Annotated in this window: 23 protein-coding genes; 7 read left to right on the top strand and 16 right to left on the bottom strand. The window is 72.5% G+C overall.

The genetic code is table 11. The annotated features are described in order from the left end of the window. Positions 1-132: 132 nt before the first annotated feature. The 7 genes from ABZ794_RS25220 to ABZ794_RS25190 form a co-directional block, all read right to left on the bottom strand. A complete protein-coding gene (locus ABZ794_RS25220; protein ID WP_357517851.1) occupies positions 133-1428 on the bottom strand; it encodes a DUF2314 domain-containing protein in 1296 nt (431 codons plus the stop codon). A gap of 67 nt (positions 1429-1495) precedes the next feature. After that, entirely contained in the window at positions 1496-2269 is a 774-nt protein-coding gene (locus tag ABZ794_RS25215; protein WP_357517850.1) for an adenosylcobinamide-GDP ribazoletransferase, read from the bottom strand. Then, positions 2259-4187: a bifunctional adenosylcobinamide kinase/adenosylcobinamide-phosphate guanylyltransferase gene (locus tag ABZ794_RS25210; RefSeq protein ID WP_357517848.1), complete on the bottom strand. Its 1929-nt coding sequence runs from the start codon at positions 4185-4187 to the stop codon at positions 2259-2261. The genes ABZ794_RS25215 and ABZ794_RS25210 overlap by 11 nt, the downstream gene beginning before the upstream one ends. 376 nt (positions 4188-4563) lie before the next feature. Beyond that, the gene (locus ABZ794_RS25205) at positions 4564-5259 is read right to left on the bottom strand and encodes a hypothetical protein (RefSeq protein WP_357517846.1); all 696 of its coding nucleotides are present in this window, start codon (positions 5257-5259) and stop codon (positions 4564-4566) included. 28 nt (positions 5260-5287) lie between these two features. Next, the gene (locus ABZ794_RS25200) at positions 5288-5926 is read right to left on the bottom strand and encodes a hypothetical protein (RefSeq protein ID WP_357517844.1); all 639 of its coding nucleotides are present in this window, start codon (positions 5924-5926) and stop codon (positions 5288-5290) included. Between the two features lie 359 nt (positions 5927-6285). Next, entirely contained in the window at positions 6286-6576 is a 291-nt protein-coding gene (locus ABZ794_RS25195; RefSeq protein WP_357517842.1) for a hypothetical protein, read from the bottom strand. Then, positions 6573-6791: a hypothetical protein gene (locus ABZ794_RS25190; protein ID WP_357517841.1), complete on the bottom strand. Its 219-nt coding sequence runs from the start codon at positions 6789-6791 to the stop codon at positions 6573-6575. The genes ABZ794_RS25195 and ABZ794_RS25190 overlap by 4 nt, the downstream gene beginning before the upstream one ends. A gap of 310 nt (positions 6792-7101) precedes the next feature. Here ABZ794_RS25190 and ABZ794_RS25185 point away from each other — a divergent pair, with 310 nt between their 5' ends. Beyond that, on the top strand, positions 7102-7332 hold the full coding sequence (locus ABZ794_RS25185; protein WP_279518097.1) for a GntR family transcriptional regulator: 231 nt from the start codon (positions 7102-7104) through the stop codon (positions 7330-7332). 261 nt (positions 7333-7593) lie between these two features. Here the strand turns inward: ABZ794_RS25185 and ABZ794_RS25180 are convergent, their stop codons facing one another. After that, entirely contained in the window at positions 7594-9342 is a 1749-nt protein-coding gene (locus tag ABZ794_RS25180; RefSeq protein WP_357517839.1) for a protein kinase, read from the bottom strand. Positions 9343-9487: 145 nt separating this feature from the next. On the opposite strand from ABZ794_RS25180, the gene ABZ794_RS25175 reads away from it, so the two are divergent. Together ABZ794_RS25175 and ABZ794_RS25170 are read left to right on the top strand one after the other, a co-directional pair. Beyond that, on the top strand, positions 9488-9688 hold the full coding sequence (locus ABZ794_RS25175) for a hypothetical protein (RefSeq protein WP_357517837.1): 201 nt from the start codon (positions 9488-9490) through the stop codon (positions 9686-9688). Further along, the gene (locus ABZ794_RS25170; RefSeq protein WP_357517836.1) at positions 9688-10482 is read left to right on the top strand and encodes a site-2 protease family protein; all 795 of its coding nucleotides are present in this window, start codon (positions 9688-9690) and stop codon (positions 10480-10482) included. Before ABZ794_RS25175 ends, ABZ794_RS25170 begins: the two co-directional genes overlap by 1 nt. A gap of 102 nt (positions 10483-10584) precedes the next feature. Here the strand turns inward: ABZ794_RS25170 and ABZ794_RS25165 are convergent, their stop codons facing one another. From ABZ794_RS25165 to nadA, 6 genes are all read right to left on the bottom strand, one after another. After that, on the bottom strand, positions 10585-11583 hold the full coding sequence (locus tag ABZ794_RS25165; protein ID WP_112589150.1) for an aldo/keto reductase family protein: 999 nt from the start codon (positions 11581-11583) through the stop codon (positions 10585-10587). Between the two features lie 44 nt (positions 11584-11627). Continuing rightward, the gene (locus ABZ794_RS25160) at positions 11628-16343 is read right to left on the bottom strand and encodes a WG repeat-containing protein (protein ID WP_357517834.1); all 4716 of its coding nucleotides are present in this window, start codon (positions 16341-16343) and stop codon (positions 11628-11630) included. A 383-nt stretch (positions 16344-16726) separates the two neighbouring features. Then, positions 16727-17287: an XRE family transcriptional regulator gene (locus tag ABZ794_RS25155; RefSeq protein WP_357517832.1), complete on the bottom strand. Its 561-nt coding sequence runs from the start codon at positions 17285-17287 to the stop codon at positions 16727-16729. Between the two features lie 174 nt (positions 17288-17461). Next, positions 17462-18055 carry a DUF3043 domain-containing protein gene (locus tag ABZ794_RS25150; RefSeq protein ID WP_091407492.1) on the bottom strand — a complete coding sequence of 198 codons (594 nt, stop codon included), beginning with the start codon at positions 18053-18055 and terminating at the stop codon, positions 17462-17464. A 112-nt stretch (positions 18056-18167) separates the two neighbouring features. Then, positions 18168-19523 (bottom strand): UDP-N-acetylglucosamine 1-carboxyvinyltransferase, encoded by a 1356-nt coding sequence (murA, locus tag ABZ794_RS25145; protein ID WP_110564159.1) that lies wholly within the window; start codon positions 19521-19523, stop codon positions 18168-18170. A gap of 212 nt (positions 19524-19735) precedes the next feature. Further along, a complete protein-coding gene (nadA, locus tag ABZ794_RS25140) occupies positions 19736-20935 on the bottom strand; it encodes a quinolinate synthase NadA (protein ID WP_210785098.1) in 1200 nt (399 codons plus the stop codon). 68 nt (positions 20936-21003) lie between these two features. On the opposite strand from nadA, the gene ABZ794_RS25135 reads away from it, so the two are divergent. The 3 genes from ABZ794_RS25135 (at position 21004) to ABZ794_RS25125 (ending at position 23873) form a co-directional block, all read left to right on the top strand. Beyond that, entirely contained in the window at positions 21004-22143 is a 1140-nt protein-coding gene (locus ABZ794_RS25135; RefSeq protein WP_357517904.1) for a glycerate kinase, read from the top strand. Between the two features lie 181 nt (positions 22144-22324). Next, entirely contained in the window at positions 22325-22693 is a 369-nt protein-coding gene (erpA, locus tag ABZ794_RS25130) for an iron-sulfur cluster insertion protein ErpA (RefSeq protein ID WP_091407494.1), read from the top strand. Positions 22694-22892: 199 nt separating this feature from the next. Beyond that, positions 22893-23873: a carbohydrate kinase family protein gene (locus ABZ794_RS25125; protein WP_124820724.1), complete on the top strand. Its 981-nt coding sequence runs from the start codon at positions 22893-22895 to the stop codon at positions 23871-23873. 122 nt (positions 23874-23995) lie between these two features. Here ABZ794_RS25125 and ABZ794_RS25120 read toward each other — a convergent pair whose 3' ends face one another. Then, on the bottom strand, positions 23996-24229 hold the full coding sequence (locus tag ABZ794_RS25120; RefSeq protein WP_357517830.1) for a sulfurtransferase TusA family protein: 234 nt from the start codon (positions 24227-24229) through the stop codon (positions 23996-23998). Continuing rightward, positions 24226-25377 (bottom strand): aminotransferase class V-fold PLP-dependent enzyme, encoded by a 1152-nt coding sequence (locus ABZ794_RS25115; protein WP_357517828.1) that lies wholly within the window; start codon positions 25375-25377, stop codon positions 24226-24228. The genes ABZ794_RS25120 and ABZ794_RS25115 overlap by 4 nt, the downstream gene beginning before the upstream one ends. A gap of 230 nt (positions 25378-25607) precedes the next feature. Here ABZ794_RS25115 and coxB point away from each other — a divergent pair, with 230 nt between their 5' ends. Further along, a complete protein-coding gene (gene coxB, locus ABZ794_RS25110) occupies positions 25608-26579 on the top strand; it encodes a cytochrome c oxidase subunit II (protein WP_210785096.1) in 972 nt (323 codons plus the stop codon). The last annotated feature ends 4 nt before the right edge of the window (positions 26580-26583 follow it).

The following is a 26583-nucleotide window of genomic DNA, read 5'->3' as shown; positions in this document are numbered from 1 at the left end:
CCACCGGCCTCCGGCCTCAGTCCCCAGACCTGGTTGATCATGAAGTTATTGCCACGACACGCCGACGGCGATGGCAATAACTTCATGATCAACGCGGGTGGGCGGCCCGGGGACGGGGGCGGGGGTGGGGGGTTAGCGGGAGGGGGTTGGGGGTTCGCCTGAGTCCAGGACTGCTTGGGTCCAGCCGCCCTCTATGACGCCTGTGGCGTCCAGGACGGCCCAGTCGACCACGTCGGACGCCTCCACGACCACCGGGGCGCCGATGCGCACGCTCTGGTCGGTGTTCGCGTCGCTGGCGCTCACGCCGACGATGCGTTCCGGGGCCTCCCACGAGGTGACGCCCGCCCAGACGTACTCCGGGCCGTCGTCTCCGGGCAGGCCGTACTTGACCACCAGTTGCGACTCGGTGGGGAGAAGGCCGGCGACGAACCGGGCCCGCGCGTCATCCAGCGCGGCCCGGGCGGTGGCGACCGCACGGCTCATCGCGTCACCCGAGCGGGCGTAGCGCACGTCCGGCTGGATCCCGGAGAACAGGGTCGCGCAGGCGGCGGCGTAGTAACGCCCGTCCGGGCCGGGGTGCCCGGCCGGCGGGCGCAGGCTGAGGAACGAGTCGGCCTCCGGGTCGGTCGCCGGGTCCAGTTCGAGGCGGAGCAGCACCGGGGCGGTGGCGCCGTGCTGCTCCGGGTTGCCGTACGCCACCGCGATGTCGTGCCCGGTGACCGTGGCCAGCACCGGCAGTTGCACGAACGCCGGCACCTCCTCGCCGGTGAGCCCGTCGGTCCAGTCCCGCAGCAGTCGGCGGGCCGCCCCGGTCATCACCGCACCCCAGGCGCGGGTGAGGTGGTCGGGCACCCCCTGGGTCTGCAACTCCAGCAGACCGAAGCGGCGCAGGCCCTTGGTGGTGAACCACAGGCCCTCGGTGTCCGAGGAGTACGGCACCAGCACCCAGTCGACAAGCCGGATGCGGCCCTGCTCGTCGGGGAGGGAGCGCAGCGCGGTCGCCGGGTCGAGGAACTGGAGGCCGAAGACGTCCACCACGTCGCTGTCGACGGATTCCGCCACGGCGGCGGCGACCGCCCGGGCGGTCCACTCGTGCGCGGGTGGCCAACCGGGCCGGTACTCGGCCTGTACGACCACCAGGTGCGTCGCCGCCGCCAGCCGGTCCAGCTGCTCCTTGGTGGCACCGAACGCGGTGAGCAGGTCCGGTGGCAGCTCGGGGAACTCGGCGATCGGCCGGGTGTCGACGCTCATCAGCGGGCTGTCGAGCATCTGCCGGGCCAGCCCGTGCACCGGCTCGGCCAGTCGGCCGGTCAGGGCCGTCACCGCTGTCTTCGCACTGACCTTCGGTAGCCCCGCCATCGGCACCAGGTAGGTCGCGCTGAGCGACTCCGGCACCGGTACGGGCAGGAAGTCGTCCGTGATGAGCATTGTGGGATCCCCCGGTGGCCGCGCCGGTGTTGTCGAGCCGAACGCTACCCGGCCCGCCGGGCCCGGTTCAGCCGGACAGCACCAGACCCAGGTAGACCAGCGTGGTGACCACCTCGACGGTCGCGCCGAGGACGTCGCCGGTGATCCCGCCGAGGCGGCGTACCACGTGGTTGAGCAGCGGTAGCGCGACGGCGATCGCGGCGACGACGGCCAGCGGCCCCTGCCACGGACGGCCCGGCACCGCGGGCACCGCAAGCAGCACGACGGCGATCGCGCCGGCGGCCACCGCGACCGGGCCGACCGTGCCGGCGACCAGCGCGCCCAGCCCGTCGGGCCGGGCCGCCGGCACTCCCCGCCGGCAGGCCACAGTGACACCGAGTCGCCCGGCCGCGGTCGCCGCGACCACCGCCGCGACGCATGCCGGCCAGGACCGACCGGCGAGGTCGGCGAGCGCCGCGGCCTGCACCAGGAGTACGACCACCAGGGCGACCACCCCGAACGGGCCGACGTCCGGCTTCTTCATGATCTCCAGGGCGGCAGCGCCCCGGCGGTACGAGCCGAGCGCGTCCACGGTGTCGGCCAGCCCGTCCAGGTGCAGCCCCCTGGTGAGCAGCGCGGCGACGCCGACTGTCACACCGGCCGCCACCAGCGGTGGGGCGAGCGCCCCGGCCAGCAGCAGCACACCGGCCAGCAGGGCGCCGAGCAGCGCGCCGACCACCGGGGCGAGGGCCATCGCCGTGCCGGCGACCGGGCGGTCGATGCGCCCGGCCCGCACCGGCAGCGTGGTGAACGTGGTGACCGCCAGCCGGGCTCCCGCGAGCAGCCGTGGCTCAGCCGGCACGCCAGCCAGACGCCGGCTGCTCGTCCGCCCCCGTGCTGGCCGGGCCCGGCCCGGCCGGCTCCGGCTCGGCGAAGTCGGGCTCGGTCGAGTCGGGCTCGGTGAGAGCCGGGTCGGCGTAGCTCGGGTCGGTGGACTCCGGCTCGTCGGCGGCCGGGTCGGTGTCGTCGGTGCCGGCCAGCGACGGGTGCACCGGCAGCGCGGCGGACAGCGCCAGCACCGAGCGCAGCAGCGGCAGCGCGACCAGCGCGTTCGCGCCCTCGCCGAGATCCATCCGCAGGTCGAGCAGCGGGGTGAGGCCCAGTACGTCGGCGGCGAGCCGCACGGCGGGGTGCCCGCCGTGGTCGGCCAGCAGGCACCAGTGCCGGGCCTGCCCGGCCAGGTCACGGCTCACCATGCCGGCGGCCAACCCGACCGGCCCGTCGAGCAGCACCGGCACCCGGCGGGCGGTCGCGCCGAGCAGCACACCGGTGGCCACCGCCACGTCGCCACCGCCCAGTTCGGCCAGGATGTCCTTGGCGCCGCGCGACGAGCGTCGGGTGCGGTGCAGCGCATCGCGTACCGCCGCGCAGCGGATCATCCACGCCGCGTCGTCGATCTCGCCGGAGTCGGTGATCACCCGGCCCAGCACGGCGGGCGGCTCCGCGCCCGCTGTCGCCGCGAGCACCGCCGCGGCCGCCGCCTCGGTGCCGGCGCCGCACGCGCCGAGCACCAGCAGTTGTACGCCGGCGTCGGCGGCCTGCTCGGCCAACCGCCAGCCGTAGCGCAGCGCGGACTCCACCTGTTCCGGCGCGAGGGCCGGCTGGTCTTCGATCGGCGCGGAGGCCGGAGTGTCCACCACCTGGAGACTCGCGCCGCTCTCGGCGGCCAGCCGCGCCAACGCGCCCTGGCCGGCGCGGGCCTGTGCGGCGCGGCGCGCCGAGTCACCGGCGACGGTGCCGGCCGCCGCCCCGCCGGCGTGGTCGCCGTGCAGCAGCAGCACCCGAACCGAGCCCCAGGCGGCGGGGGTCGAGGTGCCCTGGGTGGCGGCGGCGAAGCCCACCACCCGGTCCAGCACGCCCAGCCCGGCACCCGGTACGTCCAGCGTGGCCAGCCGGTCGACCGCCTGCGGGCCGGCGTACTCGTCGGGCATCGGCAGCTCCATGCCGGGCTGGATGACCAGCCCGGTGGACACCATCGGCAGCGCCATTGTCGGCGCGGCCCACGGGTTGCCCGGCTCCCCGGTCGGGGCGGCCGGCGGCGTGGGAGTCAGCACGTCGGGCAGCTGCACCTCGGGGGTGGGCTCGCTGTCGGCCAGGCTCGCCACGACCGGTGCGGTGGCGGCAGCCGTCGGCGCGGTCGCGGTGGCGGGAACGGACGGTTCGGTCGCGGTGGTGGCCGGCTTGAGCCAGACCGGCTGGCCGGCGACGACCAGTACGACCGCGTCGCAGGCGTCGGCGACCGCGCGGTTGGCCGCGCCCAACGCGTCGGTGAACGCCCGGCCCAGCGGGGTGGTCGGCACCAGCGACAGCCCCACCTCGGGGCTCACCAGCACCACCCGGGCGGCACACCCGCGGATCGCCTCGGCCAGCTCGGTGATGGTCGCCACGTCGTCGGCGGGCTGGTGGTCCGGGTCGAGCAGCACCGTCACCCAGCCGCCCAGGTCGTCGACGAGCAGCATCTCGTTGGGCTCGGCGGACTCGAGCACGTCGGCCAGCCGGCGCGGGTCCTCGGTGGTCTCCTCGGTGGTCCAGCTGCCCGGCCGTCGGGCGCGGTGCGCCGCCAGCCGGGTCGCCCACTCGGTGTCCTCCGGGTCGCCCTCGGGCGCGGTGGCGACGTAGCGGACCACCGGCGCGTCGGTGACCAGGGACTCGGCGAACTCGGACTTGCCGGACCGGATACCGCCGAGCACCAGGACCGTGTTCCACCCGTCTACGGACATGCCCGTACCTTAGTTCGCGCGCCTTGTGTCTGGGCACGTCGCCCCAGCCCTCTCGAAGCTCGAAAGCCCGTCCTGCGTCCGTTGCAGGCCAGAGGGTCGTTTCCGGGAGCCAATACCCCGGCGTGTACCGATTGCAGACCAGCCGTCCCTGCACCCCTCCGACTCACGCTCCCGACATTCGCGCGATGAACTCTTCACCTGACCCGAGGAGAGGCCAACTGAACGTCACGCTGGTCAGCGCGAAGGTGGTGACCACGTACGACGTTGGCCCGCCCGGGCAGAAGCTGGTTCTGACGTTCGCCGACGCAACGTCCGCACCTAACATTGGCTAGCCGCTCGTACCCTCGATCCCAGATGGTCGGGGGTGCAGCGCATGTCACCCCTGAGGCGGCTCCGCATCGCCTTCCGTCGGCGGCTCTGGCCGTGGCGAAGGCGGGTGCGTTATCCAGTGAGGCAGATTCGGAGCGCTGCGATTGCCTTTGGCAATCCCCTCCAGAGCCTTCCGTGCCTTCTCAAGTTCATCCGCAATCTTTTTGCCCAAGGGAGCAGCCGCGTCGCTCCGCCCGATGTCGTTGAGGTCGATGTCGTAGACCAACTCCTCTACCGGACCGAAAGGGCCATCGGCGTTGATCGTGACGTTGTAGCGGCGAGGAGCGTCCGGCGCTCCAAAGAGTTGGAAGCTGATGTCAAAGAACCACTTGAGCGCTCGGCCGGGCGGGATTGTTGCGATGGGGCTGTTGAGCACCTCCATCTCGTCGGCGAACTCGGGCATTGCTACGGAGGACAGGGGCGGATCGAACTTCACTCGGACGTTCTTGGCTACCGTCGAGCCCGTGTTTTGGATGACCAACATGACCTTCACCGGCTCTTGCTCGTCCGGGCGGAGGTCAGCAAAGACGTACGGTTGGGCCTGGTCCTTGCGGACCTGCTCGGCGAGGTTCAGTTGCTCTTGGGCGTACCGAGCCTGGTGGGTTGCTGCGACTGCCTGAGATCCGGCGAAGAGCGCCGCCACGATGGCGGTTCCTGCGCCCACGACCGCGATCAGCAGGGTGATGGCTTCCGACGTGTCCATGTGACCCCTCCCGGCAAGCCTCGTCGACCTACGGCCAGGGAAGGCTTAGAACGCCAGCGGCAGCAGCGGTGCCGGCCGCCGTGGCCAGAGCGTCGCGGACGGATGTGCCAAACGCGTGGAGGATCGGCCACCGAGGAGTCGCGCTTTCCAGCTCGCGGCTCATGATTGCGAGATCCGCCTCCGCCCGCGCCCGTGCGTCGGCGTCTAGGCTGTCGCTCCCCAGGACCTTCCGCGCGGCGGTGATAAAAGCCTCCACGTTGTCCCGCTGGTTGACCTCGATATGCCCGGTCTGCGTCGCGCCTGGACTGCCCTGCTGGATCTGCGAGCCGATCACCGAGCCGTGGATGTTGGTGATGTTGACCAACGGCACGAAGTGCTCGGTGCGCTCGTTCGGCTCCGAAAGCAGCTGCTCCATCTCCCGGATCCCCGCGTGCGTAAGCTGGATCGCCATTGGGCCGTCAAAGGTCCAGTGGGCCTTGACCAGATGTTCGCCCTCCAGGTAGCGCACCGCATCCTCAACGTCCTGCTCAGTTGGCGGCTCACCTGTCCAACCGTCAGGCACACGAAATTCCGATGCATCTTGGTCGTCCCACTCGCTGCCGCCGGTGGTCTCGAACAGCCAGTTCATGAAGGCGGTCCGGAGCTTCCGCTTGGCGTTGATGTCCACAGCTCTCCCGTGACTGGTGTGCGCGGCCCTTCCCCGTGGGCGACCCAACCCACAGCCGGCGCGTCCGATCGTAGGAACGAGCAGGACCGTCCCGGCTAGTGACACGCTGGATCCCGAGTCTTGTTCCAGAAACCTTGATGAAACGGTTCCCGTTGACATCAAGTTGGTCGATGGTCGGTCCCGAAAAGATCAACTCCGAGGAGAAGTCGACAAGGCCAGCCGGGTGGGAGCTAAAAAGATTCTCACCGTCTCTGCCGCTCTCCGCCGGATCGCAGAGGCCAGCTAGCCCGGTCCGCACACCAGTCCCGCTCGGGGTCGACCGGGCGAGGGCTGCGGTGTCTCTCGTGGCCCTAGGCGGCTCAGGCGCGGGTGGGCCTGGGGCGAGGCTGGGTGGGCAGCCTCCGGCCCGCGAGCGTTGGAGCGGGAGCCCTATCTGCAACCCCGATGCCGGCGCGCTGGACGTAGACCTCCCGCTTGTCGGTGGCGTTGCCCTTCGGATCGAGGACGTAGCCCGCCAACCACATCCAGCCGTTGTACGGGTCGACCTCTCCGACGGACACCAGCCGGAGCCGCAGCGCCCGGGTCCCGGTGAACTGTGGCGAGCACGCCGGCCCAATCAGCAGCAGGTCCCCGATGTTGAGTGTGGTCACGGCACCCACCCCAAGAAGCGGAGGCGGAGGGTGCTCGGCGGAGCCCAGCTCATGTCCCGCTCAGCGGACAGCAGGAGCGTGCCCATGTAGACCGCGAGCGTGAATGAGGCGTCGGCGTACTCACCCAACAGCTCCTCGCGGCGGACGACGCAGGGCCACGGCAGCTCGCACGTCTCACACAGCCAGAGGGGCAGGACCGGCCCGTGTTGCGTCATCGGCCCTCACCCGGCCAGTGCCCCCGGTTGATCGGGATGCGGTGGCGGGATCGGCAGGGAAGCTGCGCGCCGCAGCGGCAGACGTAGCGCCAACGAACCCAGCTCCACGCCGGGCGGTGACGGCGGGCGAGGGTCATCGCCACTGACAGCAGGTAATCGTCAAATCGGACTCTTCGCACCTGGCCTCCTACAATCCGTCGCCTTTCTGCAACCGACCGTAGACCAACCTGTACATCCTGTATAGTCCGTCTAGCTCAGGCAGCCCGTACCCAACGCTCAACCCGTATGGGCCGTCCATAGGCTGCCGATCATGGTTGACGAGATGTCCCCGGTGCCGTTTTACGTTCAGCTCGCGGATGCCCTCGCCAAGCAGATCGAGAGCGGGAAGTTGAAGCCGCGCCAGCCGCTCCCGAGTGAATCGACGCTCCAGCAGGAATACGGCGTGGCTCGCGGGACGGTCCGAGCGGCGGTGCGGCTGCTGCGCGAGCGCGGACTGGTCGTCACGTTCACCGGTCGCGGGACGTTCGTCGCGGAGCGCTAGGCCGGCTGGTACCTCTACCCCGTACGGCGACTGCCGGGGCGGAAGTCCGGCGAGCATCCGGAGGTGCGCCGGAGGCCCGGCAGCTAGGGAGGCGTGAGTTGACGCGCCAGGGCTTGCAGAAATGGCCCCTGAACTGGGGAAACTGCAAAGCGCGGAGTCGCGACCAGCCGGAACGGCGGACCGTTAGCCGAGGCCATATCTGCACAAAACCTATCCGTACCTTAAGGCCGCCCGGGGTGGCGGTGCCTGCCGGCCCGTCGTTCAGTCGCAGTGTTCGAACCCGCTGCCGTAACTGACCCCACCGGTGGAGCCGCCCCACTTGACGCACGTCCCGGCGGCGCTGGCCCGGACCGGCCCGGCGTAGTAGTCAAAGGACCCGCTGTCGGTGCTGCGTGCCCGCCCCTGCACCTCCAGGTACGCCGAGGCGGCCGACTTCGCGCCGACCGCGGTGTCCTTCAGGGTCACCACGCAGTTGGTGCCGGTGCCCGCGTGGTACAGCAGGAAGACCCGGCCCTTGCGCTGCCCGTCCCCGCCGGTCAGCGTCGCCGAGTCGATCACCTGGTAGCCGCTGCCGCACGCCTGTGCCGCCGTGTACGGGTTGGGCCGGCTCGACGGGGTGCGGGTGGGCGTCGGTCGGCTGCTGGCCGTACCGGTCGGCGTGCCGCCCGGTGCCCCGGTGCGGGCGGGATCGCCGCTGGTCGTCGCGTCGGTGGGGGACCCGGCCGGGTCGGCCGTCGCGGTGCGGCTGGCGCCCGGCGTCGCGCTGGGCCGCGGCCCGGTGGTGGTCGCGTCTCCGGGCGGCAGCGGAGCGTCGGCGGCCGCCGCCGACTCGCCGGCCAGCGCGGGTGGACGGTCCGCTGCATCCGGGTCGGCTCCGGGTCGCAGCGCGATCACGGCCACCACGGCCACCGCGACGAGGACGACCGCGCCGGCCCCGACAAGCAGTGCACGGCGTCGGCTCGACGGCCCGCTTCCGAGCGCGTCCTCCCGGGTCGGCTTCGGCTCGGTCGTCGGTTCGGGCGCGACGCTCGCCGGCGGGCGCGGCGCGGCGGGCCCAGCCGACACCGGCGCGGCAGCCAAGCCGGCCGGCGGCGTGGGGGGAACTGCGGGGGCCGCGAGGCCCGGAGTGGGTACGGCCAGCGCCCACGGTGGGCGGGCCGAGACCGGAATGCTCGCCAGAGTCGCGTCGCGGGCGTCGGCGGCGGCAGCGGCCAACTCGGCGGCGCTGCCGAACCGGTCCTCCGGACGCTTGGCCAGCGCGCGGCTCACCACTGCGGCAACCGCCGGTGGGGTGTCCGCCGGTAGCGCCGCCGGGTCCTCCTGGGCGTGCCGCAGCGCCACCGCGAGGGGGTTGTCACCGTGGAAGGGCGGCTGCCCGGCAAGGCAGAAGTACGCCACCGCGCCGAGCGCGTAGATGTCGGTGGCGGCCGAGACCGGCTGCCCGGTGGCCTGCTCGGGAGACATGTACGAGGCGGTGCCGAGCACCATGTTCGCGGCGGTGAGCCCGGCCATGGTGCGGGACCGGGCGATGCCGAAGTCGACGAGCACCACAGTGCCGTCGTCCTTGACCAGCAGGTTGCCCGGCTTCACGTCCCGGTGCACGATGCCGGCGAGGTGGGCGGTGTGCAGCGCGTCGGCGGCCTGGGCCAGCACCGACATGGTGGTGGCCGGATCCAGCCGCGTGACCGCGCGCACCCGGGCGGACAACGGTTCGCCGTCGACGTACTCCATCACCAGGTAGTCGACCTGGCTGCCGTCGTCGAGCGTGGCCTGCCCCACGTCGTGCACCGGCACCACGCCGGGGTGCCGCAGCGCGGCCAGCATCCGCGCCTCGGCCCGGAAGCGGGCGGTGAACTCCGGATCGGCGACCAGCGACGGCAGCAGCACCTTCACGGCGACCTCGCGTTCCAGCAGCACGTCAGTGCCGCGCCAGACCGCGCCCATCCCACCCGTCGCCACCCGCTCGCCCAGCCGGTACCGGTCGCCGAGCAGCACTCCCCGTGTCAGCACCAAGCCACCGTACCGGCCGGCGTCGATCGGATTGATCCACCCCGTGGGCCCCCGCCGGGGCGAGCGAGCGGCCGTTGCGCGCCGGGCCGACTACGCTGGCGAGGGTTCGTCCCACGGGGACTTCAGCGGCGAGGGGAGACGCGGCATGGCGTGGAGCTGGCGGTACGAGGGCACGGACGGTCAGACGGTCGAGGGACCGGCGGAGTCGTTCGGCAGCCAGGCCGACGCCGAATCCTGGATCGGTCAGACCTGGCGGGAGCTCGCGGCGTCCGGCGTCACCTCGGTCGCGCTCGTGGAGGACGACCGGGTGGAGTACCGGATGAGCCTGATGCCCACGGCCGAGTGATGGCCTACGACCGCCCGGGCGGTGACGGGCTGGTCCTCGGCGTGCCCAAGGCGGCGTTCCGGCCCAGCCCGGTCTTCCTCGGCCTGGTCGCGCTCTTCGCGGTCAGCGGGGTGCTGACCTGGAACGGGTACGGCAGCGTCCGGTTCAACGTGTTCCTGTTCGTGGTGTCCGGCTGGCTGGTGTCGCTCTGCCTGCACGAGTACGCCCACGCGGTGGTGGCCTACCGGGCCGGCGACCGGGACATCGCCCATCGCGGCTACCTGACGCTCAACCCGTTGAAGTACACCCACCCGTTGCTGTCGATCGTGCTGCCGGTGGTGGTGGTGCTGCTCGGCGGCATCGGCCTGCCGGGTGGCGCGGTCTGGGTGGACCGGCACGCCATCCCGGGTCGACTGCGGCACACCCTGGTCAGCCTCGCCGGCCCGGCGACCAACGTGCTGTTCACGCTGGTGCTGGTGGCGGCGGTGCGGTTCGGCACCCAGTCGGATGGTCCGGTGGAGTTCTGGGCCGGGGTGGCGCTGCTCGCCTTCCTCCAGCTCACCGCCAGTGTGCTGAATCTGCTGCCGGTGCCCGGCCTGGACGGCGGCAACATGATCCAGCCGTGGCTCAACCCGCAGTGGCGCAAGATGTACGACCTGTTCGCGCCGTACGGCTTCATCCTGCTCTTCGCGCTGCTGTGGAACCCGCCCATCGGCGGCTGGTTCTTCGACGCGGTCTTCGCGGTCGGTGACCTGCTCGGTCTGCCGTCGTGGCTCTACGCCACCGGCCTGGAGCTGATCCGCTTCTGGCAGTGACCGGCGACCGGGCGCAGTTGACCTGACCCGGCGACCAGACGGACCTGACCTGACCCGGCCCGGTCGGCGCGAAACTCTCGCGCCGGCCGGGCCGGAACGACGTCAGGGACGCTGCGCGGGGGACTCGGTCTTCGCCGCGTCCCGCTCGGTGATCGGCTCGATGATGTCGTCGATCGCCTTGAGCAGTTCGGCGTCGAGCTTCACCCCGGCCGCCTTCACGTTGTCGTGCACCTGCTCGGGGCGGGACGCGCCGATGATCGCCGACGAGACGTTCGGGTTCTGCAACACCCACGCGACGGCGAGCTGGGCCATGGTGAGCCCGGCCTGCTCCGCGAGGGGCTTGAGCTGCTGGACCCGGGTGAGCACGTCGTCGTTCATGAACCGGGAGATGAAGCCCGCGCCCGACTTCTCGTCGGTGGCCCGGGAACCGGCCGGCGGCGGCTGGCCCGGCAGGTACTTGCCGGAGAGCACACCCTGGGCCATCGGCGACCAGACGATCTGCCCGATGCCCAGCTCCTCGCTGGCCGGTACGACCTCGGTCTCGATGACCCGCCAGAGCATCGAATACTGAGGTTGGTTGGAGACCAGCGGGATGTGCAGCTCCCGGGCGAGCGGGTGCGCGGCGCGCAGCTGCTCGGCGGTCCACTCGGAGACCCCGATGTAGTGCGCCTTGCCGGAGTGCACGACGTCGGCGAACGCCTCCATCGTCTCTTCCAGTGGCGTGCTGTAGTCGTACCGGTGGGCCTGGTAGAGGTCCACGTAGTCGGTACGCAGCCGGCGCAGCGAGCCGTTGATCGACTCCATGATGTGCTTGCGGGACAGGCCACGGTCGTTGCGGCCGGGCCCGGTCGGCCAGTAGACCTTGGTGAAGATCTCCAGGCCCTCGCGGCGCTCGTTCTGCAGCGCCCGGCCGAGCACGTCCTCGGCGCGCGTGCCGGCGTACACGTCGGCGGTGTCGAAGGTCGTGATCCCCGCATCGAGGGCGGCCCGGACGCAGGCGAACGCCGCGTCCTCCTCGACCTGCGAACCGTGGGTGATCCAGTTGCCGTACGAGATCTCGCTGACCATCAGGCCGGAACGGCCCAGGTGTCGGAATTCCATGCACCGACCCTAGCTCCAGTGGATCAACACCGGCGACCGGTGACTCAGAGCACCGGGTTGGCGTCGGTGAGTAGCCGGTCGATGTCCTCCAGCACCTCGGTGCGATCGCGGTGCACCGGATCGATGAGCGGCACGCCGCGCCGGTCCAGCGCGCCCCACCGCCCGTTGTCGCTCTCGATCAGGAACGCCACCGGGTGGACGACCAGCATCCGGTGCGCCGGCGGGACCAGCACCGTGCCGGTGCGGTCCACCACGCCCCGCCGACCCCCGACGTCGACCACGGCGAGCCCCTCGTCGGTGAAACCGTCGATCTGCTGGCCATCGGCCAACTCGGTGACGAAGCCGTGGTAGCGGGTGGGCACGATGACCCGACCGGTCCGGTCGACCGCCCCCCACCCCTCGCGCCGTACCGCGGCCAGCCCACGCCGGAACGGTCGTACCTCGGCGAAGTTGGGCGCGACCTGCACTGCCCCGGTCGCGTCGATCGCCGTCCAACCACCCTCGCCGACCACCCAGGCCAGGCCGTCGCTGAACGGCTGTGCGGCCCGGAAGGACGGCGGGATCACCGTCGTACCGAGCAGGTTGATCAGCGACCAGCGGTCGGTGTCCGGCCGGCGGACCCAGGCCAACCCGTCGTGGAAGGGCTGCGCCTCGGCGTACCGGGCGGGGACGACCACGTCGCCGTCCTGGCTGGTGTAACCCCACAGCGACCCGTCCCGGTCCGGCAACGGGGGTCGGTCCCGGTCGAGCACCTCGTCCCGACCCCGGGGGTACGCCCCGAAGCCATCCGCCTCGGCCCGGACGGTGACCGCGTCGAGGGCCACCCGGACCCGGTCCAGCAGTTCGGCGTCGCCCGCGCCGCGCAGGTCGAGCGCCTTCTCGAAGTGCTCGCAGGCCTCCATGAGCCGCCCCTGGTCGTAACACGACCGTCCGGCGTGCTCGTGCAGCGCGGCCCGCAGCCGGTCGGGCAACTCGACCGAGTTGGCCTGGGCGAAGAGCTGGTCGGCCTCGGCGAAGTCGCCGCGCCAGCGCAGCACGTGGGCCAGCCGGGCCTGGGCCAGCGCGGTCCGGCGCAGCTCGCCGGTGGCCTCTGCGTAGGTGAGGGCGAGCCGACCGTCGGCCAGCGCGTCGTCCAGGTCGCCGAGAATCCGCGAGGCCACCGCCCGCAGGCTGAGCAGCCGGGCGCGGGCACGGTTGTCGACCGCCGAGCCCAACTTCTCGGTCAGCCGCCGCCGAATGGCCCGCAGGTCGTCCGGCTCCGTCAGCTCCTCGCGCAGGGTGACCGGGTCCAACCGCCACCGGTACGCGGCCAGCACCTGCTCCGGGTCGCCCGGGTCGGCCAGCGACGGGCGGGTCACCACCGGCGGTGCGTCGTCGGGTGGTGGCGCGGACACCGGCTCGTTCTCCCCGTCCGAGCCGCTCCTCGGGCCGGGTACAGCGGAGGCGGGTGGCCCGGACGTCGGCACCACCGAAGCCGGCGGCCCGGAGACGGGCGCTGCGGCGGGCGGCGGGGTCGAGGCCGGCGGTGCGGTCATGGGCGTGGCGGCTGGCGGCGCGGAGACGGGCGCTACGGAGTACGGCTGCGCTGACGCGGGCGGTGCGGACACCGGGGCTGCGGTCGGCGCTGGCGGTGTGGAGACGGGCGCCGCGGCGGATGCTGGCGGCGCGGAGACGGGGGCTGCGGGCGGGGCGGATACCGGCGGTGCCGGAGGTGCGGAGACCGGCGTGACCGGGACCGGCGGTGCCGAGACGGGCCGGCTCGTGTCGTCCGCAGCCGTGACGTGCTGCGCCGCGTCGTCCCGCCAGTCGTCGAATCGCGAGCCGTCCGGCGGGCCCGCGCTCGCATCGTCGATCGCGTCCGTCGGCTCGTCGGGCGGCGTGAGTTCGTCCGTCGGGTCGTACTCGACCGGATCGGTGTCCTCGCCGGGCGAATCGGCGACTGGCTGCTGGTCGGCCTCGCCCTCGGCTTCGAGGTCGGCTTCGGTCCGCTGGTGGGGCATCGCGACGACAGGTGCGCCGGAGACGGGCTGGTCGCCGTCCAGCGCTCCCGTGTCGAAAGCGGGCTGCGGGTCGTCGTCCAGGTCGTCCGCCCAGAGCCGAGGGGCACCGGAGACGGGGTGGGCGGGCGGCCCGGAGACCGGGTCGAACGCCTCGTCTGGTGTCGACCCGCTGGTGTGCCCGTCGGCCACGTCGAGGTGGATGTCGGCCGTCGACGTCTGCGCGTCCGGTGCGACCGGTGTCGCGGAGAGGTCGGGGTCGCCGACCGTCGACTCGTCGTCGACCGGGTCGAACGACCGCTGGTCCGTCGCCGGCTCGGCCTGGTCGGATTCGGCGGGCTGAGCGGGGCTGAACCACGCCTCCGGCCCGCGGGTGCCCGGAACGTCGTCCGGCTCGTGAACGGCCGCCACCGGCTCTTCCGAGGGCGCTGGGGGTACGTAGCGGCGCGGCGTACCGGGGGCCGGCGGGAGCGCCGGCGCGACTTCCGCCGCCGGTGGCTGCGGGGCCGCCGGAGCCGGAACCTCCGGGGTCGGGTCGGCCGGGGTCGGGTCGGGACGGGTCGCCGGTGGCGGCGGTGCCTGCCAGGTGGGTGGCGGGGCCACCGACGGGCGCGCGTCCGCCGTCGGGGCCAGTCGCTCCGGCGAGTACGGGCGCTGCTGCGCGGCCGGGCGATCGGCGGGGTGCGGCCGCTCCGCCGGGGGCGAGCGGTCGGGGGAGGTCGGGCGGCGGTCGGTCGGTGGGGTGCCGGCCAACGGGTCGCCGACCCTACGGCGGTCCGGGTCCGGCTCCTCGCCGCGCCGTTGGTCCGCCGGACGGTCCCTGGTGTCCGGGCCGGGGTAACGCGGCGGGGCGGGATGCGCGCCGGACGCCGGTGGCGGTTCGGCCAGCGACCGGCGGCCCGATGCTGGCGGGGCATCCGAGCGTTCGTCGGCGCCGGGCGGGTCCACCGGCGCGGGCAGGTACTCCAGCCGCAGGCGCGCGGCGGGTGGCCCGGAGACGGGCCGGTCGGAGGCGGGGGAGACGGGGGCGGCCGACACCGGCCGGTCCCAGCCGGGGGAGACGGGTGCTGGCGACACCGGTCGGTCCCAGCCGGGGGAGTCGGGTGCCGGCGACACCGGTCGCTCCGGGGCGGCCGGGGCGGATGACACCGGTCGGTCCCAGCCGGGGGACACGGGTGCTGGCGACACCGGTCGCTCCGGGGAGACCGGTGGGACCGGCATGGCACGGCCGGAGGCGGGCGGCGCCGTCGCGGCCGGACGTACCTGTCGCTCGTCGTACCGTGCCGGAGTGGCCGCCGGGCGCTCGTCTGGCCGGGACGGCGTGGCCGCCGGCCGGTCGGGCCGGGCGGCCGGCCGCGACGCGATGCCCGGCTCGGCGCTGCGGTACGGGTCGGGGCTGCGGTGCGGGTCCGTGCTGCGATGCGGCTCGGTCGGGCGGTGCGGGTCGGGGCTGCCGTGTGGGTCGGTGCGGTGCGGGTCGGTGGTGCGGTGCGGGTCCGTGGTGCGGTGCGGATCGGTGCGGTGGCCGGGCTCCCGGGTGCGGTCCGGGCTGCGGTCCTGGCGCACCGGACCCGGTGCTGGCCAGGGCAGACTGCCGTCCGACCGTTGGCCCGGCTGTGGCCGGGGCTCGCGGTAGGCGTCCTCACGAGGCGCGTCCTCGCGGTACCCGTTGTCGCGGTAGGTGTCCGGGCGGGTCTGCTCGCGGGGTCGCCGGTCCGGGTACGCCTCGGCGCGGGCCGCCGCCTCACGGGGCTGCTGCCGGTGCGGCTCGGTGTCGGGCCGCCGCCGGTCGTCGTCGAGGCGCGGCTGGTCGGGCAGGTCCGCCTCGGGGCGACGCCGCCGTCCACCGTTGGGTGAGGGCGCTGCGCCGTTCCCCTCGTCCGCGCGGTAACGCGGCTCCGGGCGGCGCAGGTCGTCGGCGGCCCGGTCCGGGTACCCGTCGGCGCGGTATCGCGTGCGGCCGTCCACGGGTGCCCACGGGTCGACCGCGTCGGCGATGCGACCGTCAGGGTCGCGGGTGGGTCGGACGCCGTACCCGTCGCCGGTGTGCCGTTCGTAACCGGCGGCCGGTCGTTCCGGTGTGCCGCGCCGACGTGGTGTGTCGTCCGGCTCCGACACCCAGCCAGGTTCGGGCCGGGGCGCGGGGGAGACCGGCGGAGAGCCCCGGTAACCCCGATCCCGCTCGGTGGGCTCCTGCCGGGGACGGCGGCTGTCGTACCGCTCGGGGGTGGGCTGGTCCCGGTGCCAGGCGGCCTCCCGCGCGGGCCCCCGCTCGTCGGCGGGGCGTCGGTCGGACCAGGCGGTACGTCGGTCCGACTCGGGCGAGCGGCGGTCGTCGCGGCGGGGTGGCTCCGGCAGCGGACGACGGTACGGCTCGTGGTCGTAGTGGCGGGAGTCGGCGTTGTCGGGCCGGCCGTAGGCGGGCGTGTCCGCCGAGCGCTCGTCGCCGCGGAGTCGGCCGTAGGCAGCTGCCTCGCCCGGCTCGTCGTCCACCCAGGAACGGCCCTGAGGTGCGTGTTCCGCCGGTGGTTCGTCGGACCAGGACCGGCCGAGGTAGGTGCCGTCCGGGCGGGTGGGCGCCAGCGGTGGCACCTCGGCGCGACCGGACACCGTCGCGCGGCCGCGCGGTGGCGGCTGGTGCGGCATGCCGATGTCGCCGGCGTAACGCTGGCCGGGGAACTGGGGGTGCCACTCGGTGGTCGGCTCGACCACCCAGGACGGTTCGTTCGGGTCTGACCACCGGTCGGTGTAGCGGCCGTTCATCCGTCGAGCCCGTCGCCGCACCCGGCCGCCGGGCCGATTCTCGACGGGGGTGAGGTGTCCGCAGCCGCCGCCGGGTGACCGCTGGGCGTCCGGTCGCCGCCTGCCACGCCCCGGTGGCCGGCTCGCGTCCGCTCGCTCACGCGTTGTCACCTCGTTGCAAATTGTCGCGCTGGGGCCGCACATGCCGGTCAGATCGCCGCTCCGGCAGGCCGTGGCTGCGGATGGAGGGTAACGGCGTGGGCTCGCTCACCGCCACTGTGGTGCCGCCCACCGGCGCAAACGTTATCCCATTGGTTTCGGACATTTGGTCCTATAAGCGAATCTGGCCTCCGACCATACCGCACTCGAAGACCACCCGGCTGTGGCGGGATCGCCGTCCTCGTTCAGGGGTGTTCCATGATGAGGACGGCGAACGTACCGGGAGCGAGCGCCTCGTAACGGTGCGGGGCGTCGCCGGGGAACGTGGCGTAGTCGCCGGGGTCGAGTTCGACCGGTGCCGCCTCGGGCCCCACCCGCAGCCGGCCGGCGGCGACCACCACGTGCTCGATACTGCGCGGGGTGTGTCCCTGCCCGGCTCGGACCGCGCCGGGTTCGAGCCTGATCAGGTAGACGTCCCGGCGCAGGTGCGCCGCACCGGCGCTGAGCAGCGTTCCGCTGAAGTCGGCCTGCTCCGAGCGGACGTGCGGCCCGTCCCCGGCCCGGACGACCCGTACGCCGTCGTCGACGGGTTCCACCAGCCGGCTGAACGGCACACCGAGCGCGACGCCCAGCGCCCAGAGCGTCTCCACGCTCGGGTTTCCGGTGCCCGACTCCAGTTGAGAGAGGGTGGACTTGGCCACCCCCGCCCGGCGGGCCAGCTCGGTCAGCGAGATGCCGACCCGATCCCGCTCCCGGCGCAGGGCGGCGGCGATGGTGGCCAGGGGGGCAGCAGGTTCCGAAGGCATGCCTTTGCTCCATTGGTCAAACGTTCGGTCTGTCGAACAACGACCGGTTCAGCATGCTGAACGCACGACAAGATCCGCGCAGTTACGGCGAAACTGCTGCCTCGGAGATGCCTGAGGCAGCAGTTTCGCTGATGTTGCGCGGATCTTGGAGGTGCGGGAGCCGGAGCCCGGGGGTCAGACCTTGTCGCCCAGCTTGACCTGGGGCGCCGGAGCGCGCATCCGCCGGAAGGTGATCGACCGCATGACCGCGTAGAGGAAGAGCGAGCCCATCCGCTGGTCGGTCTTCGGGAAGCGCTCCCGGACCAACTTGCTGATCTTGCGGCAGATCAGCACCGAGTCGACGACCACACCCAGCGCCAGCGCGCCCCAGAGCACGTTGGAGATCAGCCGGACCAGCGGCGGCATTGCCGCGTTCGACCCGACCAGCACGATCAGCGCGCCGCCGAAGAACCAGGTGCCGACGGTACGCCGGGAGTCGACCACGTTGCGGGCCAGCAGCCGCTCCGGGCCGCGGTCGCGGGGGCCACCCTCGCGGCGGAACTCCGACGCCGCCTCGGCGCGCAGTTGACGGCGACGCTCCCGCTCCTCCTCCTTGGTGAGGGGACGCGTGGGGCCGGCCGGGCGACGGCCGACGGTCGGCCGCTTGGGCGTCTCCCGACCCTTGGCCGGGGTGTAACCCCGGGACCGCTCAGCGGTCTCCTCGGGGGTCACCGAGGTGACGGCCTCGTCGACGAGGTCGGTGGACTTGCGGCGAAAGAGCGACGGCACGCGGCAAGGGTAGCCAACGGTCCGCGCCCGGTGCACATCGCGGTACAACGGCCGACGGCTCCAGGTCGCAGCGCGACCCGGAGCCGTCGTATCCGAACGATGGTGACCGAGGTTACGGACGCTCGGCGTGCGCGCCCAGGTCGGCGAGCTTCGCCTCGAAGTCCTCGTAGCCCCGGTTGATCAGGTCCACGCCGTACACCCGGGAGGTGCCCTCGGCCGCGAGTGCCGCGATCAGGTGGCTGAACCCGGCCCGCAGGTCCGGGATGACCAGGTCGGCGGCGTGCAGCTTGCTCGGCCCGGCGATCACTGCGGAGTGCTTGAAGTTACGCCGGCCGAAGCGGCACGGGGTGCCGCCGAGGCAGTCCCGGTAGACCTGGATGTTGGCGCCCATCGAGTTGAGGGCCTCGGTGTAGCCCAGCCGCTGCTCGTAGACCGTCTCGTGGACGATCGACAGGCCGCGGGCCTGGGTCAGCGCCACGACCAGCGGCTGCTGCCAGTCGGTCATGAAGCCGGGGTGCACGTCGGTCTCCAGCGCCACAGCGTTCAGCTCGCCACCCGGGTGCCAGAAGCGGATGCCGCCCTCTTGACCGGGGTCGCCCAGCTTCGGCGCGCGGGCGTCGGTGACCTCGTACTCGCCGCCGACCGATCGGAAGATGTTCAGGAAGGTCATCATGTCGGCCTGCTGCGCGCCCAGCACCTCGACGTGACCACGGGTCGCCAGGGCGGCGGCCGCCCAGCTCGCCGCCTCGATCCGGTCCGGGATCGGCCGGTGGGTGTAGCCGTGCAGCTTGGGCACGCCCTGAATCTCGATCACCCGGTCGGTGTGGACCTTGATGATCGCGCCCATCTTCTGCAGGATGCAGATCAGGTCGATGATCTCCGGCTCCACAGCGGCGTTGCGCAGCTCGGTGACGCCCTCGGCCATCACAGCGGTCAGCAGCACCTGCTCGGTGGCGCCGACGCTCGGGTACGGCAGCGCGAACTTGGTGCCGTGCAGCCCGTTCGGCGCGGACAGGTGCAGACCCTCGGGCCGCTTTTCGACAGTGGCGCCGAACTCGCGCAGCGCCTGGAGGTGGAAGTCGATCGGGCGCGGGCCGATGTGGCAGCCACCCAGATCCGGGATGAACGCGTGCCCGAGGCGGTGCAGCAGCGGGCCGCAGAACAGGATCGGGATCCGGCTGGAACCGGCGTGCACGTTGATCTGGTCGGTGCTGGCGCTCTCCACGTTCGCCGGGTCGAAGACGAGCTCGCCGTCCTCGGTGCCGTCGGTGACCTTGACGCCGTGCAGGCCGAGCAGACCTCGCACCACCTCGACATCGCGGATCTTGGGCACGTCGAACAGCCGGCTCGGGCTGTCGCCGAGCAACGCGGCGACCATCGCCTTCGATACCAGGTTCTTCGCGCCGCGCACGCGGATCCGCCCTTCGAGCGGAGTACCTCCGTGCACAACCAGGACGTCGTCGGTCAACGCAACCTCCAGCGCGTCGGTGCTGCCGTGTTGATGGTGGGGCGCCTGAACGTTGTCGCTACCCCGGATGCGGCCATGTCGAAACGGCCCGCGTGTGTCGTCGCTTGGGCAGCATAGCCCTCGGTGACGAAAAAGGACTCGGTCACATCGGCGTGTGTGGCATTAATCGGTGATCCGGCACTTTTGCGTACCAAGAGCGCTACGGATCGTGATCAGGGCACCGTCGGCGGCGGAGTGTCCGCGCCGGGCAACGCGAGCATCTGATCAAGCGCCACCCGGGCGTGGTGCGCGGTGTCGGTGTCGACAGTGATCTGGTTGACGACCCGGCCCGCGACCAGCTCCTCCAGGGCCCAGACCAGGTGCGGCAGATCGATCCGGTTCATCGTCGAGCAGTAGCAGACGGCCTTGTCCAGGAACATGATCTGCTTGTCCGGGTGCGCCAGCGCGAGCCGGCGGACCAGGTTCAGCTCGGTGCCGAGCGCCCACGCCGAGCCGGCCGGAGCCGCCTCGATGGTCTTGATGATGTATTCGGTGGACCCGACGTAGTCGGAGGCCGTGACCACCTCGTGCCGGCACTCCGGGTGGACCAGGACGTTGACCCCGGGCACCCGCTCCCGTACGTCGTTGACGCTCTCCAGGGTGAACCGGCCGTGCACCGAGCAGTGCCCCCGCCACAGGATCATCTTGGCGTCGCGCAACTGCTCCGGCGTGAGCCCGCCACCGGGCTTGTGCGGGTCGTAGAGCACGCAGTCGTCCAGCGACAGGCCCATCTCCAGCACCGCGGTGTTGCGGCCCAGGTGCTGATCCGGCAGGAAGAGCACCTTCGACCCCTGCTCGAAGGCCCAGTCCAGGGCGCGCTTGGCGTTGGACGAGGTGCAGACCACGCCGCCGTTGCGGCCCACGAAACCCTTGATGTCGGCCGAGGAGTTCATGTACGTCACCGGCACGGTCTCGCCGGCGATGCCCAACTCGGTCAGCGTGTCCCAGGCGGCCTCGACCTGGCCCAGCACGGCCATGTCCGCCATCGAGCAACCCGCCGCGAGGTCCGGCAGGATCACCCGCTGGGTGTCGGTGGTGAGGATGTCGGCGCTCTCGGCCATGAAGTGCACGCCGCAGAAGACGATGTACTCCGCGTCCGGACGGGCCGCGGCCTCCCGGGCCAGCTTGAACGAGTCGCCCGTCACGTCGGCGAACTGGATCACCTCGTCGCGCTGGTAGTGGTGCCCCAGCACGAAGACCTTGCTGCCCAGCTTCGCCTTCGCGGCGGTGGCACGGGCCACCAGATCCGGATCGCTGGGCGCCGGCAGGTCGCCCGGACACTCGACGCCGCGCTCGGTGTCGGGGTCGCTGCCCCGGCCGAGCAGCAGCAGAGCCGTCGCCGTGTTGGAGGGTTCCACCCAGGTCGAAGTCACGTAGCCCATGGTCCCACAGCGCGAGCGCGACGCAGCCTCGCTCGGTGTGGGCTGCCACACTGCTCGGCATGCGCGTGCTGCTCTGCCCGGACAAGTTCGCCGGCACCCTGTCCGCACCGGAGGTGGCCGCCGCCGTCGCCGCCGGTTGGCGCACCGTCACCGACGGAGACGATCTGCTGATCCGGCCCCTCGCGGACGGCGGACCGGGCTTCGTGGAGGTGCTCGCCGAGGCCCTCGGCGGCCGGCGGGTGCCGGTGTCGACCGTCGATCCGCTGGGCCGCCCGGCAGCCGGTGAGATCCTGCTCACCGCCGACGGCGCGACCGCCTACCTGGAGAGCGCACAGGCGTGCGGCCTGCACCTGCTCTACGCGGCCGAGCGCGACCCGAAGACCACCACCTCGTACGGGCTGGGTCTGTTGGTGGCCGCCGCTGTGGAGAGCGGTGCCCGCGCTGTGGTGATCGGGCTGGGCGGCTCCGGCACCAACGACGGCGGCGCCGGAATGCTCGCCGCGCTGGGCGTGACCCCCCTCGACCAGGGCGGCGCCGCGCTGCCGTACGGCGGGGCGGCGCTCGCCGCGGTCGACGCGCTGGACGGCGCGGCCCGGCTGCGCGGCGTCCGGCTGGTCGCGGCCACCGACGTGGACAACCCCCTGCTCGGCCTGCACGGCGCCAGCAACGTGTTCGGCCCGCAGAAGGGCGCCGACCGGGCCGACGTTCTGCTGCTCGACGCCGCCCTGGAGCGGTTCGCGGCGGTGCTGGAACGGGATCTGGCCGGCTGCCCGGCGGGGCTCGGCTCGCTGCCCGGGGGCGGGGCCGCCGGTGGCATCGGCGCGGCGCTGCTCGCCCTGGGCGGCGACTGCGAGTCGGGGATCGGTCTGGTCACCCGGGCCACCCGACTCGACACCGCGCTGGACACCGCCGACCTGGTGATCACCGGTGAGGGGTCGTTCGACCACCAGTCGCTGCGCGGCAAGGTCGTCGCCGGGGTGGCCGGCGCCGCCCGTGACCGGGGAGTTCCCTGCGTGGTGGTGGCCGGGCAGGTGAGCACCGGCCGGCGGGAGGCCGCGTCGGCCGGGGTGACCGACGCGTACAGCCTGGTGGAGCACTTCGGCGGCGAGGAGGGCGGCGGGCTCGACGCGGCGCTGAGCCGGCCCGCGGAGGGGCTGCGCGAGCTGGGCGCCCGACTGGCCCGGCAGTGGAGCCGCTGAGCGTCCCGAGCGCCCGTGCGCCCGCCCCGACCGAGGGCCTACCTGCGGCGGGGGTCACGCCACGCGGGTGAGCCCGGCCGAGGCGGCGTACGATCGGCTGAGGACCACAACCGGGAATCACTGGACGACGCGCGACGTTGGCCAGTGCGTCCGGACCCAAACCGCGCAGGGAGACTTCCACGTGACCACGCCAGCGCAGACCGAGTCGACCGAGGCCAAGGCCCCTACTTCCGTCGTCCTCACCGACGTCGCGGCGCAGAAGGTCAAGGCCCTGATCGAGCAGGAGGGCCGCGACGACCTGCGGCTCCGCGTCGCCGTGCAGCCGGGCGGCTGCTCCGGCCTGCGGTACCAGCTCTTCTTCGACGAGCGTTCGCTCGACGGTGACGTCGTGACCGACTTCGGTGGTGTCGAGGTCGTCGTCGACCGGATGAGCGCCCCGTACCTTTCCGGCGCGACGATCGACTTCGCCGACCGGATCGACGCCCAGGGCTTCACCATCGACAACCCCAACGCGGGCAGCTCCTGCGCCTGCGGTGACTCGTTCAACTGAGTCACACCACACACCAGCGACGATGGGGCCGTTCTTCGGGACGGCCCCATCGCCGTACCGGTCGGCGGTCGCACCGGTCCGGGAGCGGTCCCGAAGGGGGCGGTGGCGGGCTGGTTGCCGTAGTCCGACCGAGCGGTGACCATCGCGTTGCCGTCCCGGTAGGCTGACCCGCGCCCTGCTCCCGACCCCGAGGGTTGACATGAAGATCGCCGTCACCGGCTCGATCGCCACCGATCACCTGATGAGCTTCCCCGGCCGCTTCGCCGACCAGCTCATCGCCGATCAACTGCACAAGGTGTCCCTCTCCTTCCTGGTGGACGACCTGGTGCTCCGCCGCGGCGGCGTGGCGGCGAACATCTCCTTCGGGATGGGTCAGCTCGGGCTGCGCCCGGTGCTGCTCGGCGCGGTCGGCGCCGACTTCGCCGACTACCGCTCCTGGCTCGAGCGCCACGGCGTGGACTGCGACTCGGTGCACATCAGCGAGGTGGCGCACACCGCCCGCTTCGTCTGCACCACCGACACCGACATGTGCCAGATCGCGTCGTTCTACGCCGGTGCGATGAGCGAGGCCCGCAACATCGAGCTGGCCCCGGTCGCCGACCGGCTCGGCGGCCTGGACCTGGTGCTGGTCGGCGCGAACGACCCCGAGGCGATGCTGCGGCACTCGGCCGAGTGCCGCACCCGCGGGTACGCCTTCGCCGCCGACCCGTCCCAGCAGCTCGCCCGGATGCCCGGCGAGGACGTGGTGGCGCTGATCGAAGGCGCCGAGTACCTGATGACCAACGACTACGAGAAGTCGCTGCTGCAGAGCAAGGCGCAGCTCAGCGACGACCAACTGCTGGACCTGGTCAAGGTGCGGGTCACCACGTTGGGCAAGCACGGCGTGGAGATCGCCGGGCGCGGCATCGACCCGATCCACGTACCGATCGCGCGGGAGATCCGCGCGGTCGATCCGACCGGTGTCGGCGACGGCTTCCGGGCCGGCTTCTTCACCGCGCTCTCCTGGGGTCTCGGCCTGGAACGCGCCGCCCAGGTCGGCTCGTTGCTGGCCACGCTGGTCCTGGAGACCGTCGGCACCCAGGAGTACGACGTCCGTCGCGACCTGTTCGTCAAGCGGCTCGCCGAGTCCTACGGCGACACCGCGGCGGAAGAGGTCCGCCCCCACCTCCTCCCGGCGTAGCCCTCACCCCCACCCCCGGCGATCTTGCACTTTCTGTCGCCGTATCGCGGCTTCTGCACCCCTTTGTCCACGCAGAAACTGCAAGATCGCGGGGGTGGCCGGGGAGCGGGGCAGGGTTGGGGTTAGTGGGTGCGGCGTACGTCGTAGGCGGGGCCGTTCGGGCCGTTGACGGACCCTAGGAACTCCTGGCCGCGCATCCGGCACCAGGCGGGGATGTCGACCGCCGCCGCCGGGTCGTCGGCCAGCACCCGGACCACAGTGCCGACCGGCACCTCGGGCATCCGTCGCGCCGCCGCGATCACCGGCAGCGGGCAGCGTTGCCCCCGGCAGTCGATCACCTCGTCCGGCATCGTCACAGCCCCACCACCCCGGCCTCGGCGCGCAGCCCGGCGACGATCCCCGGCAGCTCGGTCAGGAACCGCTCCACGTCCGCCTCGGTCGTCTCCCGGTGCAGGCTGACCCGCACGTTGCCGTGCGAGAGCACCCCCATCGCCTCCAGCACGTGCGACGGACGTAACGTGGACGAGGTGCAGGACGAGCCGGACGACACGGCGAAGCCCCGCCGGTCCAGGGCGTGCAGCAACGCCTCCCCGTCGACGTACAGGCAGGAGAAGGTGACCAGGTGGGGGAGCCGGAGCACCGGGTCGCCGACCACCTCCACGTCGGGCACCTCCGTCGCTACCCGCTCCCGGACCCGGTCCACCAGGTCGGCCAACCGGGCCGCCTCGGCCGCCGCGTCGGCCGCCGCCGCGCGCAGGCTCGCCGCCGCCGCCACGACCGCGGGCAGGTTCACCACCCCGGGGGTACGTCCGCTCTCCCGCTCGTCGGCCGGCCAGGGTGACTCCCAGCGAGTGCCCTTCCGGACCGCCAGCAACCCCACTCCGGGTGGCCCGCCCCACTTGTGGGCGCTCGCCGTGAGCACCGACCAGCCGGCCGGCAGGGGCACCCGGCCCACCGACTGCGCCGCGTCCACGTACAGCGGCACACCCACGTCGGCGCAGGCCGCCGCCGCCTCGGCGACCGGCTGCACCGTCCCCACCTCGTGACTGGCGGTGATCAACGCGGCCAGTGCGACCCCCGGGGCCCGAACGGCGGTCGACCACGCGGTCAGGTCCAGCCGGCCCAACCGGTCGACCGGCACCGCGGCGGCCGTCCCGCCCGCGCCGACGTGCCGTTCCGCGGCGTGCAGCACCGCCGAGTGCTCGATCGCCGAGTGCACCAGCGTCGACCCGAACCGGCGCCGCCCCGCCAGACCGCCGAGCACCGCGCCGTGGGCTGCGGTCGTACCGCTGGGGGTGAAGGAGACCTCATCGGCGCGGACGCCGAGCGTCAGCGCGGTGGCCTCGCGGGCGGCGTCGAGCAGTTGCCGGGCCCGGCGGGCCTGCGTGTACAGCTTGCCCGGGTCGGCCCAGCCGTCGTCGAGCGCGGCCAGCAGAGCCTGCCGCGCGACCGGATGCATCGGCGCGGCGGTCGCTGCGTCCAGGTAGACCGGAGGTGCGCTCACAGACCTGCCTTCGTTCGCGGCCGCGGGGCTCGCAACCCCGGCTCACTCCTCGCGCTCACAGACCAAGAGGCTATCGCGGCGGTATGCCTAGGATCCCCCCGATGGGGGTCGGACAGTGACCCCACCACGGCCGAGTCCGTCATGGTCGAGTAATCTGCGACCGTCGGTGACGCCTTTGCCGCGGGTGCTGAGGAAAGACGCACCGCGGCGCGCTAGGGAGGCAGGACCAGGTGGTCGCAAGGAGTTCGGAGGTACGGCCGTCGGCCGTACGGCACAGCGCTTCCCCAGGGGTTGGTGGACGCCGGGGGCGTGGTGCTGGTCGCCTGGCTGGGCTCGGTCTCGGTGGCGTGGCGTTGCTGGTTCTGCTCACGGGCTGTGACGTGGGTCAGACGTTCCACGGCTTCGGCTGGCCGCAGGGCGGCATCTCGCCGGAGTCCAAGCGGATGTACGACCTGTGGATCGCCTCCTGCATCGCCGCGCTCGCGGTCGGCGTCTTCGTGTGGGGCCTGATCTTCTGGTGCGTCGTGCGGTACCGCAAGCGTGGCAACGCGCTGCCGGTGCAGACCCGCTACAACATGCCGATGGAGTTCCTCTACACCATCGCGCCGATCCTGATCGTCTCCGTGCTCTTCTACTACACGGCGATCGTGCAGACCGACGTCGACAAGTTGTCGAAGAACCCGGACGTCACCGTCGAGGTCGTCGCGTTCAAGTGGAACTGGCAGTTCAACTACCGGGACGGCCAGGGTACGGAAGCCACCACCACCGCGTCGACGCTCGGCACCAGCGAGGTCATCCCGGTGCTGGTGCTGCCGACCAACCGGTCCATCCGGTTCGAGGAGACCAGCCGCGACGTCATCCACTCGTTCTGGGTGCCGGAGCTGCTCTTCAAGCGGGACGTCATGCCGGGCAAGATCCGCAACGTGTTCGAGGTTTCGAGCCTGGACGCCGAGGGTGCCTACGTCGGGCGTTGCGCCGAACTGTGCGGCAGCTACCACGCGTTCATGAACTTCGAGCTGCGGGTGGTCTCGCCGGAGAAGTACGACCAGTTCCTGGCGGCCAAGCAGAGCGGCAAGTCCACCCAGGACGCGCTGTCCGCGATCGGTGAGCAGCCGTACGCGACGACCACGCAGCCGTTCGACACGCGGCGGACGCAGGACAACTTCAACCCGGACGACGTTCCGGCCCGCACGGGAAGCTGAGGCA

The organism is Micromonospora sp. NPDC047187, assembly GCF_040643355.1.
Lineage (GTDB): Bacteria > Actinomycetota > Actinomycetes > Mycobacteriales > Micromonosporaceae > Micromonospora > Micromonospora salmantinae.
The sequence above is the reverse complement of the archived record's forward strand: the minus strand, read 5'-3'. Positions and strand labels throughout refer to the sequence as shown.

Coding starts and splice junctions, on each gene's coding strand:
- ABZ794_RS25220 (WP_357517851.1), bottom strand. CDS start 1,428: ATGCTCATCACGGACGACTTCCTGCCCGTACCGGTGCCGGAGTCGCTC.
- ABZ794_RS25210 (WP_357517848.1), bottom strand. CDS start 4,187: ATGTCCGTAGACGGGTGGAACACGGTCCTGGTGCTCGGCGGTATCCGG.
- ABZ794_RS25205 (WP_357517846.1), bottom strand. CDS start 5,259: ATGGACACGTCGGAAGCCATCACCCTGCTGATCGCGGTCGTGGGCGCA.
- ABZ794_RS25190 (WP_357517841.1), bottom strand. CDS start 6,791: ATGACGCAACACGGGCCGGTCCTGCCCCTCTGGCTGTGTGAGACGTGC.
- ABZ794_RS25185 (WP_279518097.1), top strand. CDS start 7,102: ATGGTTGACGAGATGTCCCCGGTGCCGTTTTACGTTCAGCTCGCGGAT.
- ABZ794_RS25175 (WP_357517837.1), top strand. CDS start 9,488: ATGGCGTGGAGCTGGCGGTACGAGGGCACGGACGGTCAGACGGTCGAG.
- ABZ794_RS25170 (WP_357517836.1), top strand. CDS start 9,688: ATGGCCTACGACCGCCCGGGCGGTGACGGGCTGGTCCTCGGCGTGCCC.
- ABZ794_RS25165 (WP_112589150.1), bottom strand. CDS start 11,583: ATGGAATTCCGACACCTGGGCCGTTCCGGCCTGATGGTCAGCGAGATC.
- ABZ794_RS25160 (WP_357517834.1), bottom strand. CDS start 16,343: ATGAACGGCCGCTACACCGACCGGTGGTCAGACCCGAACGAACCGTCC.
- ABZ794_RS25155 (WP_357517832.1), bottom strand. CDS start 17,287: ATGCCTTCGGAACCTGCTGCCCCCCTGGCCACCATCGCCGCCGCCCTG.
- ABZ794_RS25135 (WP_357517904.1), top strand. CDS start 21,004: ATGCGCGTGCTGCTCTGCCCGGACAAGTTCGCCGGCACCCTGTCCGCA.
- ABZ794_RS25125 (WP_124820724.1), top strand. CDS start 22,893: ATGAAGATCGCCGTCACCGGCTCGATCGCCACCGATCACCTGATGAGC.